This window comes from Avibacterium endocarditidis, from assembly GCF_965138825.1.
Lineage (GTDB): Bacteria > Pseudomonadota > Gammaproteobacteria > Enterobacterales > Pasteurellaceae > Avibacterium > Avibacterium endocarditidis.
This window is the reverse complement of sequence record NZ_CBCSDH010000003.1, coordinates 63,589-81,039: the sequence shown is the minus strand read 5'-3', so window position 1 is coordinate 81,039 and position 17,451 is coordinate 63,589. Positions and strand designations below refer to the sequence as shown.

Genomic DNA, 17,451 nt, shown 5'->3' with positions numbered 1-17,451 from the left:
AAGTAAATAACTTGTTTTTAGATCGCAACCTGATATAAAAAACAATTATTTCATTTCAAAAATTTAATCGACTAATTAATCAACGATGAGGCGTTATGATCAAGGAAAGAAAACAAGACAAGTATGTCTTAAAATTACAGCAACTAGGGAAAGTGTATCGACTCATTGAGCAATTTGAAGAAATTTCGCGGATTGACCTTTCAAAACTCTCACGCTTAGCCCCTGCGACAATTACTTCTTTAACCCGTCAGCTTATTAACGAACGGCTAATTATTGAAAAAGCCGTGCGAAATACAGAAAACCGTGGTCGTCCAGCTATTGGTTTATGTGTATCGCCTTTTTTCTGGCAGTCTTTATGTGCGGTGTTGAGCGAAGATCGCTTTGATATTTTTCTTTGTGAATTAGATGGCACACCGCTGGCAGAACATTCCTTTCCTTTACGCCGTGAAGAATTTGCCCAATTAGATCGGGTTTTAGTTAGCTATGTGCAAGCGTTTTTAGAAAAAACAAAACTTGAACCTTATAAGGTGATCACTTTTTCCATTGCGGTAACAGGGGAGTTAGACAGTGAAGAACGCTATGTTTATCAGCTTGGCAATCGTCAGCTCACCTTAGATTTGAAAGCCTTATTTCACCCTTATTTCAAAATGCCAGTAATGGTTACGGATTATTTCCAAACTTGGCTGTTTGCTGAAAGCTCTGTGGGCAGCGTGATTGGTTGTGATCACGTTTTATTTTTACAACTTGATGAGCGGATAAATTTAAGCGTGCTATCGCAAGGTGATGTGTTACGATGTAACAAACAGCCGAAAATGAATATTGATAAACTCATCACCCCAAGATTAAACCCAATTCAGGATAAACTTAATAATCAGTTACCTGAAATTGAACGCAATCAAATCATCAATCAGCTAACACATAAAGCCATTTATAAATTGATTGATTTGGCGTATCCCAACAATCAACAAATTGATAATATTGAAAAAATCCACTTTTTATGTGAACAGGCACAAAAAAATGATGAGAAAGCCGTTGATATTATTCATCATATTGCTGATTTAACGGCTTACCATTTAATGTGTTTAGTGAATATGTTTTCTTCTAAAAAAGTGATGTTAAACACCTGTTTATTGGCAGCAAAAGAGATTTTCTTAGCCCGCTTAAATCAACGCTTATCCCTTTATCATTGCGATGTGGAAGTGGTAACGAGCCGTTATAAATGGAATAGCCCAGAAGTATTAACCGCCGCCATTAAACAAGGGATTTATGACGGCAGTTTGTTAGGTGATCTACTGAAAAATAAAGAAAAATTGTGTTAGCTCAATGTTCTCCTGATGAAATTCCTTTAGAATTCAACACAAATTGGATCATAAGGAAAAAAATGATGAGCTGCTTTTTTGTTACCGGCACAGATACGAATGTAGGGAAAACCGTATCCAGCCGTGCCATTATCCAAGCGTTGCAAAATCAAGGTATTCAGATTGTCGGCTATAAGCCCATAGCCTGTTGTCAAGAAGATTGGTCTTATTGCGAAAGCACAGTAGATAGTGATTATGGGCTAGAAAATAATTCTGATGTGCTAACCTTAATCGATGCCACAAAAGAAAATGTAACCTACCAAAATGTGAATAGTTATAGCTTTTCGCACAGTTTGCCTATGTTAAGTGAAGACGGGCAACGTATTGATATAAAAAAAATTAATGCCGATCTCAGCGCGCTGACGCAGCGTTATCAATCTGTGTTAGTGGAGGGAGCATTTGGTTGGCTAACGCCGATGAATAAGGAATACAGCTTTGCCAGCTGGGCTATTTCGCACAAAATGCCTGTAGTGCTGGTGGTTGGCATTAAAGAGGGTTGCATTAATCACGCATTGCTGACCGCACAATCCATTCAACAATCGGGCTTGCCCTTAGTGGGTTGGATCGCCAATCGCATTAACCCAGGCTTAGCCCATTATGCGGAAATTATTGAAATGCTGAGTGAAAAAATTGACGCACCGTTGCTCGGGCAAATTCCCTATGTGCATCGCCCTGAGGAACAAGAGCTAGGGCATTATATTACCAATATTGAACGCTTGACTTATCTGCAAACGGAATGGGTGAAGTAGAGTAGATGAAGTAAGCGAAATTCATTCGTTTCAATCTAAATGATTATTAAAGTGCGGTGCAAAAAATCAAAATTTTTCTACCGCACTTTTTTCGCCATTAAATACGACTTTCACCTAACGCCTTACAAAAAAACACTATAAATGTGCCGTGCTATTCACCGTTTCTAACACAAAACGCCCCACATTTTCGTTTTCCGCTTGCCCATAGTGAACAATGCTAATGGACGTGTTATCCAAACGAATTACTCGTGGATTTTCACGGTGATTTTGCCAGGTTGAGCCGTTAAATAGGGTAAGCAATAAACGCAACGTATGTCCGTGGGAAACCAGTAGAATATTGCCTTCGTTATGCACATTGATAATGTCATAAACCGCCTGCATTGCTCGCTCAGCTAGTTCAGCAAAGGTTTCGCCGCCGTTGCTTTTGGCTTGATAATTCGCAGGATCTTTGGTCATTTGCTGAAATTCTTCGCTTTGGCGAATGCTATCTACCAACACGCCCTCCCAGCTACCCAAAAAATGTTCGTTTAAGCCTTTATGCTGAAAGAAAGGAATATTGCGCTCGCCAATAATGTATTGCGTGGTATCCATTGCCCTTTTTAACACGCTTGAATAGGCAGCAACAAAAGGCACGTTGGCTAAGTGTTCGCCTGTTTTCATTGTCCCCTCAATGCCTTCGGCGATCAGCGGAGAATCGCCTTGTCCTTGTAATAAACCTTGTTCGTTCCAAACAGTGCGTCCATGGCGAACTAAATAAAAAGTAAGCTGTTTTTTCATTGCTATCCTTAAAATACTTAAAAAGTTGGAAAATTTATACCGCACTTATCGTTTATAAAAGCGGGCTAAATAAGAAAAATAAACGTTCGATAACCTGTTGATAAACAGGGCGTTTTACCCAGTTTTCATAGGTTAATAAAGAAGAACTTTGGCGGTAGTGTTGCTGCAATTGGGTTACTTCATTGGCAAAACTTTGATCTTCCACCACCATTGTTACTTCAAAATTCAACATAAAACTGCGCATATCCATATTTACCGTGCCAACTAAGGCGAGGCGGTTATCAATCAACACGCTTTTAGTATGCAACAAGCCTTGCTCAAATTGATAAATTTTTACCCCCGCAGCGAGCAAGTCTTCAAAGAAAGTGCGGCTAGCCCAGCTCACCATTAAGGAATCATTTTTTTTCGGCAGAATGAGGGTTACCTCAACACCACGCAACGCGGCAATGCGTAAGGCTTCAGCAATGCTATGGCTTGGCACAAAATAAGGCGAAGTAATGGTAATGCTTTGGCGCGCGGAAAAAATCGCAATAGAAAGGGATTGCGCCATTAAATCATCAGGAAAGCCCGGCCCTGTGGCAAGAATTTGCACGGCGTGCGAATTATTTTGATCAATAGGTAGCAAAGGGCAATCTGGCAACTGCAAGGGGATTTCTTTATCGCTTTCAATTTGCCAATCCCACGCATACAACCCATTTAGCACGGCAGAAACAGGCCCATTAATACGCACCATAATATCCACCCATTCGCCAACGTGGCTGTTTTGTTTGAAATATTTTGGATCAACCATATTCATACTGCCGGTGTAAGCAATTTGATTATCGATCACAATAATTTTGCGGTGCTGGCGTAAATCAATACGACTAAAAAACATACGCAGTAAATTAACGTGTAGCGCTTCGGTGATCTCAATGCCACTTTCTTTCATTTGGCGGTAATTTTTACTTTTTAGAAATTGACGGCTGCCCACGCTATCCACCAATATCCGCACCGTAACACCACGCTGTTGTGCGCTAATTAGCGCGTTCTGCACCTCTTCCACTAAGCCGCCATTCCACCAAATATAAAACACCATATTAATGCTGTGTTGGGCTTGGTGAATATCTTGAATAATGCTTTTAATGATGCTTTCTGGCGTGTCTAAAATATGCAGCTCGTTACCCAGCACGCAAGGGATATTTAAGCGGCTTTTGGCTAAGTCAAAAATGGGGCGATAAAGTAGGGTGTTGTGATGATTAATTAATTGCGGACATTGCGAAAAATCGCCAAACCACTGGTTAAATTTGGGTGCAAGCAAACGAAATGCTTTTGCTCGTTTTGTGCCTAATTTCACTTCGCCAAACACTAAATAGGCGATAATGCCCACCACTGGCACGAGATAAATAATCATCAACCAAGAAAGGGTGGCTGAAACCGATTGTTTTTTTATCACTAATCGCATTGTGATAGAAATGGTCAAAATCCAAATCAGGACAGGGACGAGATATGCTATAATCTGTTGAAAAGTAAAATTCATTTATTTTTAACCGCACTTTTATAAACATCTAATTATGCCAGAGATCACAACGCCAATGTTCGACATTGTTTTTCAGCACGCCGATTTTATCATTATTCACAAGCCTTGTGGCATTTCCGTGCATAAAGATGATCAGGCGCTTGGTCTAACCACCTTAGTGGCGCAGCAATTAAATTTGCCCCAAGTGTGGCTGGTACATAGGTTAGATAAGGTAACTTCTGGGTTGTTAATCTTAGCGTTGAATAAGCAGGCGGCGGCAACCTTGTCAGGGCTATTTGCCGATCATTGCATTGAGAAAACCTATCTGGCGTTATCCACCGAAAAGCCGAAGAAAAAGCAAGGGCGAATTGTGGGGGATATGCAAAAATCTCGCAATGGCACTTGGAAATTATGCCAAAGCAAGGAAAATCCTGCCATCACGCGTTTTTCTTCCGTAAGCTGCGAGCCAAATTTACGCCTTTTTATTTTGTTTCCGCAAACAGGCAAGACGCACCAATTACGCGTGGCAATGAAAAGCCTAGGCAGCCCGATTTTAGGTGATGAACTTTATGGTGGAAATAAGCAAAAATCCGACCGCACTTATTTGCATTGTTATCAGCTGAAATTTACTTACAAAGACCAGTGGATCAATGTGAAAACTCTGCCAAAAACAGGCAAATTTTTCACCGCACTTTCCGTGCAAGAAAAAATTCAGCAATGGGAAAGGGAGAATAATTGTGAAAAGCCACAATAAAAACGTGATTTTTTAAGGCGTTAGTATTATTATTAAGGCATTTTTTCAATTCTTATCAGATTTATTTACTCATAGAGGATAGGTATGCAACACCTTAAAGACATTACAGAACAGGCAAAAGACGCGATTGAGAAATTGCACGATAAAAGCCTCGAAACCCTAGATGCGATTCGCGTAGAATATTTTGGTAAAAAAGGGCATTTTACCCAATTAATGCAAGGGTTGCGTGATATTGCCGCCGAAGAGCGTCCTGCAATGGGGGCGAAAATTAATGAGGCAAAACAGAAAGTTTTAGACTTATTAAACAGCAAAAAAGCGGAATGGGAGCAAGAAGCCTTAGATGCTCAGCTTGCCAAAGAAAGTATTGACGTGAGCTTGCCAGGGCGTAAAACGGAACTTGGTGGCTTGCACCCTGTTTCTGTAACTATTGGGCGTGTGGTGAGCTTTTTCTCTAATTTAGGTTTTACGGTGGAAGTGGGGCCTGAAATTGAAACGGATTATTACAATTTTGATGCGTTAAATATCCCCGCTCATCACCCAGCCCGTGCCGATCACGATACCTTCTGGTTTGATGCACAGCGTTTATTGCGTACCCAAACCTCTGGGGTGCAAATTCGTACAATGGAAAAAGCCAAACCACCTATCCGTATTATCGCCCCTGGGCGTGTTTATCGTAATGATTACGACCAAACCCACACCCCAATGTTCCACCAAATTGAATTGCTTTATGTGGATAAGCACGCCAATTTCACCGAATTAAAAGGCTTGTTACACGATTTCTTGCGTGCATTCTTTGAAGAAGATTTAAAAGTGCGTTTCCGCCCGTCTTATTTCCCATTCACTGAGCCTTCTGCTGAGGTTGATGTAATGGGGAAAAATGGCAAATGGCTTGAAGTGTTAGGTTGTGGAATGGTTCACCCAAATGTGTTACGCAATGTGGGGATTGATCCAGAAGAATATTCTGGCTTTGCGGTGGGTATGGGCGTAGAGCGTTTAACAATGTTACGTTACAATGTAACAGATTTGCGTTCATTCTTTGAAAACGATCTGCGTTTCTTAAAACAATTTAAATAATTAATCCGATTGACCGAATAAAATTTACGATAGAGAAAGAATATGAAATTTAGTGAATTATGGGTGCGTGAATGGGTAAATCCTGCCATTAGCACTGAACAATTATGTGATCAAATTACTATGCTCGGCTTGGAAGTTGATGGCGTTGAGCCAGTGGCTGGAGCATTTTCAGGCGTTGTGGTGGGGGAAGTGGTGGAATGTGCCCAACACCCCGACGCAGATAAATTACGCGTAACCAAAGTGAATGTTGGCGGTGATCGTTTGTTAGACATCGTTTGCGGTGCACCAAATTGCCGTCAAGGATTAAAAGTGGCTTGTGCGGTTGATGGTGCAGTGTTACCTGGTAACTTTAAAATTAAGAAAACCAAATTGCGTGGACAACCCTCTGAAGGAATGCTGTGTTCATTTAGCGAACTCGGTATTTCTGACGATCATAACGGCATTATTGAATTGCCTGCTGACGCACCAGTGGGAACAGATTTGCGTGAATATTTGCAATTAAATGACAACAGCATTGAAATCAGTTTAACGCCAAATCGTGCGGACTGTTTAAGCATTGCGGGGATTGCACGTGAAGTGGGCGTGGTAAATCAAGCGGCAGTGAATGCCCCTGTGATTGAAGCCGTGCCAGCGGCCATCGCGGACAAAGCACAAATTGAGGTATTAGCCCCTGAAGCTTGCCCTCGTTATTTATTGCGTGTGGTTAAAAATGTGAACGTAAAAGCGGAAACCCCGATTTGGCTAAAAGAAAAATTACGTCGTTGCGGTATTCGCTCTATCGATCCTGTGGTGGATATTACCAATTATATTTTGCTTGAACTCGGTCAGCCAATGCACGCTTTTGATGCCGCCAAAGTGGCGCAACCTGTGCAAGTGCGTATGGCGAAAGAGGGCGAAGAGCTGGTGTTATTAGACGGCACAACGGCTAAATTACAACCAAATACCCTTGTCATTGCGGATCAAAATGGGCCATTAGCAATGGCAGGTATTTTCGGCGGTGAAGCAAGTGGCGTAAATGCCGAAACCAAAGATGTCATTCTTGAAGCGGCATTTTTCGCCCCATTAGCTATTACTGGCCGAGCCAGACAATACGGCTTGCATACCGATGCTTCACACCGTTTTGAGAGAGGTGTGGATTTTAATCTTCAGCATAAAGCAATGGAACGCGCAACCGCGTTATTGTTAGAAATTTGCGGTGGGGAAGCCGGTGAAATTTGCGAAGTGGTCAGCGAAGCTGATTTACCAAAAGTGAAACAAGTGCAATTACGCCGTGAGAAATTGGATCATTTACTCGGCCATCATATCCCAACGGAAACCGTAACGGATATTTTGCAACGCTTAGGCTTAACCGTGAGTTATGACAACGGGCTTTGGACTGCGGTTTCGCCAAGCTGGCGTTTTGACATTGAAATTGAAGAAGATCTTATTGAAGAAGTGGCACGCATTTATGGCTATAACAATATTCCAAATAATGCCCCATTAGCCCATTTAAAAATGAAGCCAATCCCTGAAAGCTTGCTTGAAATGGTGCGTGTGCGTACCGCTTTTGTGGATAGTGATTATCAAGAAGTGGTGTCTTATAGCTTTGTTGATCCTGAAGTACAACAACTTTTACACCCAGAGCAAGAAGCGTTAATTTTACCAAATCCGATTTCGCGTGAAATGTCAGCAATGCGTGTTTCCTTGCTCCCAGGATTATTAACTACGATTGCTTATAACCAAAACCGTCAGCAAAGTCGCGTGCGTATCTTCGAAAGCGGACTACGCTTTATTCCTGATGCGGAAGCGGAAAGTGGCGTGCGTCAAGAATATGTTATCGGTGCAGCGATTGTGGGGGATAAACGCCCTGTTCATTGGGAACAAAAAGGCGAAAATGTCGATTTCTTTGATCTAAAAGGGGATTTAGAACGCATTTTATCCTTAACAAAGTCTGGAAATCGTTTGCGTTTTGTAGCAAAATCATATCCAGCGTTACATCCAAGGCAATCTGCAGCCATTATCCTTGATGATAAAGAAATCGGCTATATCGGTACGGTTCACCCGAAAGTGGTGCAACAATTAGGGTTATCGGGTAAACCGATTGTCTTTGAAATTGAATGGGCGCCAATTGCAGAACGCACTGTGCCTAATGCCAAAGAGATTTCTCGTTTCCCAGCGAACAAACGGGATCTTGCTATCGTCGTGGATAGTGCAACACCAGCGGGTGATGTGTTAGAGGTTTGTCGTCAAGCAGGTGGAAAACAGCTTGTAAACGTAAGTTTATTTGATGTTTACCAAGGGGCGAATTTACCAGAAGGTAAGAAAAGTTTAGCCATTAGCTTAACCATTCAAGACACTGATAAAACCCTTGAAGAGAAAGAGATTAATGCGGTAATTTCAGCGGTATTAGACGCATTAAAACAACGATTTGATGCTTATTTAAGAGATTAATATTATGACATTGACCAAAGTTGAATTAGCCGACAGCTTAATTGAAAAGCATAATCTAAATAAACGTGATGCCAAATTATTGGTGGAAAGTTTTTTTGAGGAAATTCGTGTGGCATTGGAAAGTGGGCAAGATGTGAAATTATCTGGATTTGGTAATTTTGAATTACGCGATAAAGCCTCACGCCCAGGACGTAACCCTAAAACTGGGGAAAGCGTACCTGTTTCCGCGCGCCGAGTGGTGGTATTCAAGCCCGGTCAAAAATTACGCTCTCGTGTAGAAAAATCTAAGCCAAAGGCTTAAAGTTTATGTGATGAGAAAGCTATCCTGTTTTAGGATAGCTTTCCTTTTATTTATTTTTGTAGGTAAAAAATGCGTTTAGCTAAATTTATTTTGGTTTCCCTTGGTCTTACTGTATTAGCGGCTTGCTCAGGCTCTCCCCATTCAGTAAAAAATTCAGGTTCAGATCAAAAAATTTCTTATCAAGGACAACTTGGTGATCAGATTATGACGATCACCTTATTGAGTAAACATCAACGAGAATGGGCTGGCACGCCTTATCGTTTAGGCGGGCAAAGTCGCCGTGGTATTGATTGCTCTGGGTTTGTCCAAAAAACGTTTCTTGATCGTTTTAATATTCAACTTCCACGCACCACAAAAGATCAAGCCAAATATGGCACGAAAGTAGCCAAAGAAGACATTCAAACGGGTGATTTAGTTTTCTTTAAAACAGGGCGCGGGCCAAATGGCTACCACGTTGGTATTTATGTGAAAGACGGCCAATTCCTACATGCTTCAACTAAAGGCGGCGTGATTTATTCTTCACTCAACAGCCCTTACTGGACACGCACTTATTGGCAAGCGCGTAGAATGTAAAACCGAGTTATAGAAAATACAGAAATAAAAAGTGCGGTGGAAAATTTTTGATTTTTTCACCGCACTTTATTTTTTGCTCTTCTTTTATTCAGCCTTTGTTTAACTCACTTCCTTAAACGCAATCATTTCATTTTGGCTGAAATCTGTTTGCTCATCTTCATCTTGGAATAATGGGGTAGTAGGCAGATCTTGTTTATCAAAAGCAATATCTCCTTCCACACCATCTAAGTTTTGTCCGCGTTGAATATCTTTGAAATTAAACAAATTTTTATCGCATAGGTGCGAAGGTACAATATTCTGCATTGCGCTGAACATTGTTTCGATGCGCCCCGGATATTGGCGATCCCAAGTTTGCAACATTTCTTTTACCACTTGGCGTTGCAAGTTAGGTTGCGAACCGCATAGATTACAAGGAATGATCGGGAATTGTTTGGCGATGGAATATTTTTCAATGTCCTTTTCTTTACAATAAGCCAGTGGACGAATCACTATTTGCTTGCCGTCATCACTGATCAGTTTTGGTGGCATTGATTTCAGCTTGCCGCCGTAGAACATATTGAGAAATAAGGTTTCCAACATATCATCACGATGATGCCCAAGGGCGATTTTGGTTGCGCCAAGTTCTGTGGCTGTGCGGTATAAAATCCCACGTCTTAAACGAGAACAAAGGGAACAGGTGGTTTTGCCCTCAGGAATTTTTTCTTTCACAATGCCGTAGGTATTTTCTTCCACGATTTTGTAATCCACGCCAATGCTTTCTAAATATTCAGGCAAGACGTGTTCAGGAAACCCCGGTTGTTTTTGATCTAAATTTACCGCCACAATGTCAAAATGAATTGGTGCGTTAAGGCGTAAATTAAGCAAAATATCCAGCAACGTGTAGCTGTCTTTACCACCAGATAAACACACCATCACCTTATCGCCATCTTCAATCATATTAAAATCAGCAATGGCCGCGCCCACATTACGGCGTAGGCGTTTTTGTAACTTATTGAAATTATAGATTTGTTTCTTCGTTTTTTCGTTTTGAGAAGTTAAATTTTCGCTCATTGGGTTTATTATTCGGTTATATCAATTTAAAAAACTTGCGTATAGTAAGGGGTAATGGGATTTTTTCCAATAGGAATGTGCAGGATTAGGTCTTTTTAGGTAGCAATAAGTAGAAAAAACGATCTACAAGATCCGTAAAAATTCCTGTATAATCAACTACAATTTTTGTCTAATTTTTATTTGCTTGTGAGAATACACAATGCTTGAAACATCACAAACAATCCCTGAATTGGTTTCTTGGGCGAGAGAGCGAGAGTTTTCGCTGAATTTGCCTACCGATCGTTTGGCGTTTTTATTGGCGATTGCCATTTATAACAATGAGCGCTTAGACGGTGAAATGCTGGAAACGGATTTAGTGGATATTTTTCGTCATATCGCCTCAGCCTTTGAGCAATCTCCCGATAATATTGCCACCCGCGCCAATAATGCGATTAATGAATTAGTGAAACAGCGCTTTCTCAATCGTTTTAGTAGTGAATTTACCGAAGGCTTGGCGATTTATCGTTTAACGCCGTTGGGCGTTGGGGTGTCGGATTATTATATTCGCCAACGTGAATTTTCTGCCTTACGCCTTTCTGTTCAGCTTTCAATTGTGGCAGATGAAATTCAACGCGCTTCTGAAGCAGCGGAAGAAGGGGGCGATGAGCATCATTGGCGGCGTAATGTGTTTGCGCCATTAAAATATTCTGTGGCGGAGATTTTTGATAGCATTGATTTTTCTCAACGTGTGATGGACGAAAATCAGCAAAGCATTAAAGATGAAATCGCAGAGCTATTAACCAAAGATTGGCAAGCCGCTATTTCAAGCTGTGAACGCTTGTTAGATGAAACATCAAGCAATTTGCGTGAATTGCAAGATACGCTCAATTCTGCCGGAGATAAACTGCAAGCACAATTATTACGCATTCAAGATTGTGTGATCGGTCAGGAAAATCTTTATTTTATCGATCAGCTTATCATTGATTTGCAAGCAAAATTAGACCGCATTATCAGCTGGGGGCAACAGTCTATTGACTTATGGATTGGCTATGACCGCCACGTGCATAAATTTATCCGTACCGCCATTGATATGGACAAAAATCGCGTCTTTTCTCAGCGTTTACGTCAGTCTATTCAACAATATTTTGAAAATCCTTGGTATTTATGGACAGCGCAGGCTGAGCGTTTAGTGGATTTGCGTGATGAAGAACTGGTGCTGCGTGAAGAAGATGCGCTCGGGGAACTGCCAGAAGAATTACAATACGAAAGTTTGGCTGATTTACACGATCAAATTGTAGAACATATGCAAAGCCTCTTAATTGCCTACCGTGAACATAACCGTCCGATTGATTTGAGTTTAGTGCTAAAAGAACAGTTGGAAAATTACCCAGTTTCACGCCATTTTGATGTGGCACGAATTATTGTCGATCAGGCAATGCGCTTAGGTATGGCAAGTGGTGATTTAACTGGCGCTTATCCGCAATGGCAAAAAATTAACGAGCAGGGCGCTGAAGTACAAGCCAATCTCATTGATGAATATAACTAATTTTTAGAGAACCAAATAATGACAGAACAGCTACAAGAGATACTTTCAATAAAACAAGCCCAAGCTATTGCTAACCCTCTTTTCCCTGTGGTGGATAGTCAGTTACGTGCAGGGCGACACATTAGTATAGAGCAATTGGATAATCACGCGTTTTTGATGGATTTTCAACCCGAACTAGATCAATTTTACCGCCGTTATAATGTGGAACTAATCCGAGCGCCAGAAGGCTTTTTCTATTTGCGCCCTAAAGCCACTACGCTGATTGCACGTTCGGTGCTTTCTGAATTAGAAATGTTGGTTGGTAAAGTGCTGTGTTATTTGTATTTAAGCCCAGAGCGCCTTGCTCAACAAGGCATTTTTAGCACGCAAGAAGTGTATGATGAATTGCTCAATTTAGCCGATGAAAGCAAGCTGTTAAAAGTGGTGAATCAGCGTTCTTCAGGTTCAGATTTAGATAAACAAAAACTGGCAGAAAAAGTCCGCGCCGCATTAAATCGCTTACGCCGTTTAGGAATGATTTCAACCGTCGGTGATCAGCATAGTGGAAAATTTGTGATTTCAGAAGCAGTATTCCGTTTTGGTGCAGAAGTGCGCGCTGGTGATGATCCAATGGAAGCGCAATTACGCTTAATCCGCGATGGGGAAGCCGCAACACCACAATCCTTACAAGATGAGAAAAGTGCGGTGCAAAATGGTGAAGAAATTGAAGAATTTGATGAAGAAGGGGAAGAATAATGACCAAAGAATTTGAATTAGAAAGCGATAATTTAACCCTTGAAAGCGAAGAAATGGAAAATCATCAAACGGAAGAATTAGATATTATGGAAACCGTATCGGTGCAATCGCAAGATACGGCCGCACCTGTTGGGCAAAATGTAGAACGTGGGAAATTTCGTTCACTCACACTGATTAACTGGAACGGTTTTTTTGCCCGCACTTTTGATTTAGATGAATTAGTTACCACCTTATCAGGGGGAAATGGGGCAGGGAAATCCACCACAATGGCCGGCTTTGTTACCGCACTGATTCCTGATTTAACTCTATTGCATTTCCGTAACACCACAGAAGCAGGGGCAACCACAGGTTCACGGGATAAAGGTTTGCACGGTAAACTCAAACCAGGGGTTTGTTATGCCGTGTTAGATGCAGTGAATTCTCGTCATCAACGTGTTTTAGTGGGCGCACGTCTGCAACAAGTGGCTGGGCGCGATAAAAAAGTGGATATTAAAACCTTTTCTATTCAAGGTCTCCCTTTATCTTTAGCGCCAATTAGTGTCCTAACTGAAGTGGTAAGTGAGCGTCAAGCCCGTGTGCTGACCTTAAACGAATTAAAAGAAAAAATCGAAACACTTGGCGCGCAATTTAAGCAATATCACTCAATCACCGATTATCACGGAATGATGTTTGATTTAGGCATTATTTCTAAGCGTCTGCGTTCGTCTTCTGATCGCAGCAAGTTTTATAAATTAATCGAAGCCTCACTTTACGGTGGGATTTCCAGCGCTATTACCCGATCTTTGCGTGATTATTTATTGCCAGAAAACTTAGGGGTGCGTAAGGCTTTCCAAGATATGGAAAGTGCCTTGCGCGAAAACCGAATGACCCTTGAAGCGATTAAAGTAACGCAATCAGATCGTGATTTATTCAAGCATTTAATTACTGAAACCACCAATTATGTAGCGTCAGATTATATGCGTAATGCCAACGAACGCCGCGGCAATGTGGAAAATGCGTTAGCGCACCGTAAAGAATGGTATTTAGCTAAATCGGAGCGCGATTTATCGCAACATCGCTTGGTGGATTTTAGCCGTGAATTGGCGGAACTCAACGAAAGTGAACAAACCCTTGAAGTGGATCATCAAAGTGCCGTTGATCATCTGAATTTAGTGTTGAATGCCTTACGTCATCAAGAAAAAATCTCACGTTATCAAGATGATGTAGAAAGTCTACGGGAAAAGTTAGAAGAACAAAAATTTGCCGTAGAAGAAGCCTCTGAACAGCACGAAGAAAGCCAAGCGCAGTTAGAACAGTATGAGCAAGAAGTGGATCAACTGCGTGGTCAATTAGCGGATTATCAACAAGCCCTTGATGCGCAACAAACTCGTGCGTTGCAATATCAACAAGCTATTCAAGCGCTGGAAAAAGCCAAAACCCTTTGTGGTTTAGCGGATCTTTCCACTAAAAACGTGGAAGATTACCACGCCGAATTTGCTGCGCAAGCCGAAGATCTCACCAATAAAGTGCTGGATTTAGAGCAAAAAATGTCGATTTCCGAAATGGCGAAATCGCAGTTTGATAAAGCCTATCAACTCGTTTGCCAAATTGCAGGGGAAATGCCGCGTTCGGCCGCGTGGGAAAGTGCAAAAGCCTTGTTGCGAGAATATCCAAGCCAAAAAGTGCAAGCGCAACAAACGCCACAACTTCGCGCTAAATTACACGAATTGGAACAGCGTTATCAGCAACAACAAAGTGCGGTGCGTTTATTGAAAGAATTTAATCAGCGTGCAGAATTAGAACTCGAAACCGCCGATGAAATTGAAGAATATTATGCCGAGCAAGAAAGCCTTGTTGATGAGCTAAATGAAGAATTGGCGGAGCAGGTGGAACAGCGCTCAACCTTGCGTCAAAAACGTGAACAGTTGAACGCGCGTTACAATGAAAATGCCAATAAAGCGCCAGCCTGGCTCACTGCCCAATCTGCACTTGAGCGCTTGCAAGAACAAAGCCATAGCCAGTTTAGCGACAGCCAAGATGTGATGAATTTTATGCAATCACTGTTGGTGAAAGAACGTGAATTAACCATTAAACGCGATCAGTTAGAGCAAAAACGTCAGCAACTTGATGAGCAAATTTCCCGTTTAAGTCAGCCAGATGGTTCTGAAGATCCGCGTCTAAATGTGTTAGCAGAACGCTTTGGGGGCGTGTTACTTTCTGAGCTTTATGATGATGTGCCGATTGAAGATGCCCCTTATTTCTCTGCGCTATATGGCCCAGCTCGCCACGCAATTGTGGTGCGCGATTTAGAGGCGGTGAAAGCACAATTAGCTCAGCTTGAAGATTGCCCTGATGATTTATACCTTATTGAAGGGGATCCAAGTTCTTTTGATGACAGCGTATTGTCAGCTCAAGAGCTTGAGCTAGGGGTTGTGGTTCAGGTGTCGAACCGTGAATTACGTTATTCAAAATTCCCTGAAACTCCATTATTTGGCCGTGCCGCGCGGGAAAAACATTTAGAAGCCTTGCAAATTGAACGTGATGAGGTGTCGGAACAATATGCAGAATGCGCCTTTGATGTGCAAAAATGCCAACGTTTACACGAACATTTCAGCCAATTTGTTGGTTTACACTTGGCCCTTGCATTCCAGCCAAATCCTGAAGAGTTAATGGCAGAAATTCGCCGTGAACAAGGAGAAATTGAGCGTGAATTAGGACAGTTTAGCACCACAGAACAACAAATTCGTCTTAAATTAGACAGTGCTAAGGAAAAATTACAGTTATTAAATAAACTGATTCCGCAGCTTTCTGTAGTTGATGATGAAAGTTTATTGGATCGCATTGAAGAATGTCGCGAACAGCTTGATTTAGCCGAGCAAGATGAGCATTTTATCCGTCAATATGGCGTGACATTGTCACAGCTTGAACCGATTGCCAACACTCTACAAAGCGATCCTGAAAATTACGAACGCTTAAAAGCGGAATACGAACAAGCGGTTAATCAGCAAAAACAAGTACAGTTGCGTGTGTTTGCCTTGGCGGACGTAGCGCAGCGTAAAGCGCATTTTGATTACAAAGAAAGCGTGCAATCGGAAACCTCCGAATTAAATGAGCAACTGCGTAACCGTTTAGAGCAAGTGCAACAACAGCGCGAACAGCAACGCGAGCAAGTGCGTCAAAAACAAGTGCGTTTTGCCCAATATAATCAAGTTTATATTGAACTGCGCAGTTCTTATGAAGAAAAAAATAAAGTGCTCAACGAGCTACTTGAAGAAATCAGCCAGCTTGGTGTACGCGCAGATGACGGGGCAGAGCAACGCGCCCAAGCTCGCCGTGATGAGCTTTCGCAACAGCTTTCAACCGTGCGTAACCGCCGCCGCTATTTAGAAAAACAATTAACGCTCATCGAAAGTGAAAGTGAAAATCTGAACCGCCGTATTCGCAAAGCGGAGCGTGATTACAAAACCCAGCGTGAATTGGTGGTCGCGATGAAAGCCAGCTGGTGTGTGGTGTTGCGTTTATCACGCAATAGTGATGTGGAAAAACGCTTAAATCGTCGTGAACTGGCTTATCTTTCTGCCGATGAATTGCGTTCAATGTCAGATAAAGCCCTTGGTGCGTTGCGAACCGCGGTGGCGGATAATGAATATCTGCGTGATGCCTTGCGTTCATCGGAAGATAATCGCAAGCCTGAAAATAAAGTGCGGTTCTTTATTGCGGTTTATCAGCATTTGCGTGAGCGTATCCGTCAAGACATTATCAAAACGGACGATCCAATTGATGCGATTGAACAAATGGAAATCGAATTATCTCGCCTTACCGCAGAATTAACCAATCGTGAGAAAAAATTGGCGATTAGTTCTGAAAGTGTGGCGAACATTATGCGTAAAACTATTCAGCGTGAGCAAAATCGTATTCGTATGCTTAACCAAGGACTACAAAATATTGCCTTTGGTCAGGTGAAATCGGTGCGCTTAGTGGTGAATATTCGTGATACTCACGCAATGTTGCTGGACGCACTTTCCGATCGCCAAGAGGATTATCAAGATTTATTCTCTGATAACCGCATTACCTTCTCCGAAGCCATTGCGAAATTGTATCAGCGCTTAAATCCGCATATTGATATGGGGCAGCGTACGGCACAAACCATTGGCGAAGAATTGTTGGATTACCGCAATTACCTTGATTTGGAAGTGGAAGTCTATCGTGGCGCAGACGGCTGGTTGCGTGCGGAAAGTGGCGCATTATCAACAGGTGAAGCCATTGGTACTGGTATGTCAATCTTGTTAATGGTGGTACAAAGCTGGGAAGAAGAAAGCCGCCGTATTCGTGGTAAAGACATTGTGCCTTGTCGCTTATTATTCCTTGATGAAGCGGCACGTCTAGATGGAAAATCTATTTCCACCTTATTTGAGCTTTGCTCTCGCTTGGATATGCAATTACTCATTGCAGCCCCTGAAAATATCAGCCCAGAGAAAGGGACAACCTATAAACTGGTGCGTAAGATTTTTGGTAACCAAGAAATGGTTCAAGTTTCTGCTTTGCGTGGATTTGGCGCAACAGAATAAGCAATGTAAAAGTGCGGTGTAAAAATCCAGATTTTTTGACCGCACTTTTGTTTCTTTGCTGTCGATGATTAACGTAGATTTTT

General features: G+C 41.9%; 12 protein-coding genes and 1 pseudogene. 10 read left to right on the top strand and 3 right to left on the bottom strand.

Features of this window, described 5'->3' with window-relative positions:
* Positions 1-95 precede the first annotated feature (95 nt).
* Both ACNAV8_RS02610 and bioD read left to right on the top strand, forming a co-directional pair.
* On the top strand, positions 96-1,319 hold the full coding sequence (locus tag ACNAV8_RS02610; RefSeq protein WP_103855879.1) for an ROK family protein: 1,224 nt from the start codon (positions 96-98) through the stop codon (positions 1,317-1,319).
* A 65-nt stretch (positions 1,320-1,384) separates the two neighbouring features.
* A complete protein-coding gene (bioD, locus tag ACNAV8_RS02605) occupies positions 1,385-2,107 on the top strand; it encodes a dethiobiotin synthase (RefSeq protein WP_103852853.1) in 723 nt (240 codons plus the stop codon).
* Positions 2,108-2,242: 135 nt separating this feature from the next.
* Here bioD and ACNAV8_RS02600 read toward each other — a convergent pair whose 3' ends face one another.
* Positions 2,243-2,884 carry a histidine phosphatase family protein gene (locus tag ACNAV8_RS02600; protein ID WP_103855878.1) on the bottom strand — a complete coding sequence of 214 codons (642 nt, stop codon included), beginning with the start codon at positions 2,882-2,884 and terminating at the stop codon, positions 2,243-2,245.
* Positions 2,885-2,936: 52 nt separating this feature from the next.
* Complete coding sequence (cls, locus tag ACNAV8_RS02595; RefSeq protein ID WP_103855877.1) at positions 2,937-4,400, bottom strand: cardiolipin synthase; 1,464 nt, start codon at positions 4,398-4,400, stop codon at positions 2,937-2,939.
* Between the two features lie 34 nt (positions 4,401-4,434).
* Here cls and ACNAV8_RS02590 point away from each other — a divergent pair, with 34 nt between their 5' ends.
* The 5 genes from ACNAV8_RS02590 to ACNAV8_RS02570 all read left to right on the top strand — a co-directional run bounded on the left by ACNAV8_RS02590 (position 4,435) and on the right by ACNAV8_RS02570 (position 9,511).
* A complete protein-coding gene (locus tag ACNAV8_RS02590) occupies positions 4,435-5,133 on the top strand; it encodes a TIGR01621 family pseudouridine synthase (protein WP_415777157.1) in 699 nt (232 codons plus the stop codon).
* Between the two features lie 84 nt (positions 5,134-5,217).
* Positions 5,218-6,207 carry a phenylalanine--tRNA ligase subunit alpha gene (gene pheS, locus ACNAV8_RS02585; protein ID WP_103852849.1) on the top strand — a complete coding sequence of 330 codons (990 nt, stop codon included), beginning with the start codon at positions 5,218-5,220 and terminating at the stop codon, positions 6,205-6,207.
* A gap of 42 nt (positions 6,208-6,249) precedes the next feature.
* Complete coding sequence (gene pheT, locus ACNAV8_RS02580; RefSeq protein ID WP_103855876.1) at positions 6,250-8,637, top strand: phenylalanine--tRNA ligase subunit beta; 2,388 nt, start codon at positions 6,250-6,252, stop codon at positions 8,635-8,637.
* Between the two features lie 4 nt (positions 8,638-8,641).
* Positions 8,642-8,938, top strand: a complete 297-nt coding sequence (locus ACNAV8_RS02575; protein ID WP_103855875.1) for an integration host factor subunit alpha — start codon at positions 8,642-8,644, stop codon at positions 8,936-8,938.
* Between the two features lie 69 nt (positions 8,939-9,007).
* Positions 9,008-9,511, top strand: a complete 504-nt coding sequence (locus ACNAV8_RS02570; RefSeq protein ID WP_103855874.1) for a C40 family peptidase — start codon at positions 9,008-9,010, stop codon at positions 9,509-9,511.
* A gap of 99 nt (positions 9,512-9,610) precedes the next feature.
* Here ACNAV8_RS02570 and ttcA read toward each other — a convergent pair whose 3' ends face one another.
* A complete protein-coding gene (gene ttcA, locus ACNAV8_RS02565; RefSeq protein ID WP_103855873.1) occupies positions 9,611-10,561 on the bottom strand; it encodes a tRNA 2-thiocytidine(32) synthetase TtcA in 951 nt (316 codons plus the stop codon).
* A gap of 199 nt (positions 10,562-10,760) precedes the next feature.
* Between ttcA and mukF the strand changes: the two genes are divergently transcribed.
* The 3 genes and pseudogenes from mukF to mukB all read left to right on the top strand — a co-directional run.
* Positions 10,761-12,086 (top strand): chromosome partition protein MukF, encoded by a 1,326-nt coding sequence (gene mukF / locus ACNAV8_RS02560; protein ID WP_103855872.1) that lies wholly within the window; start codon positions 10,761-10,763, stop codon positions 12,084-12,086.
* Between the two features lie 18 nt (positions 12,087-12,104).
* Positions 12,105-12,821: a chromosome partition protein MukE gene (gene mukE / locus ACNAV8_RS02555; protein ID WP_103855871.1), complete on the top strand. Its 717-nt coding sequence runs from the start codon at positions 12,105-12,107 to the stop codon at positions 12,819-12,821.
* A 137-nt stretch (positions 12,822-12,958) separates the two neighbouring features.
* Positions 12,959-17,368, top strand: a pseudogene (gene mukB / locus ACNAV8_RS02550) (chromosome partition protein MukB); the annotation flags it as partial.
* Between the last annotated feature and the right edge of the window lie 83 nt (positions 17,369-17,451).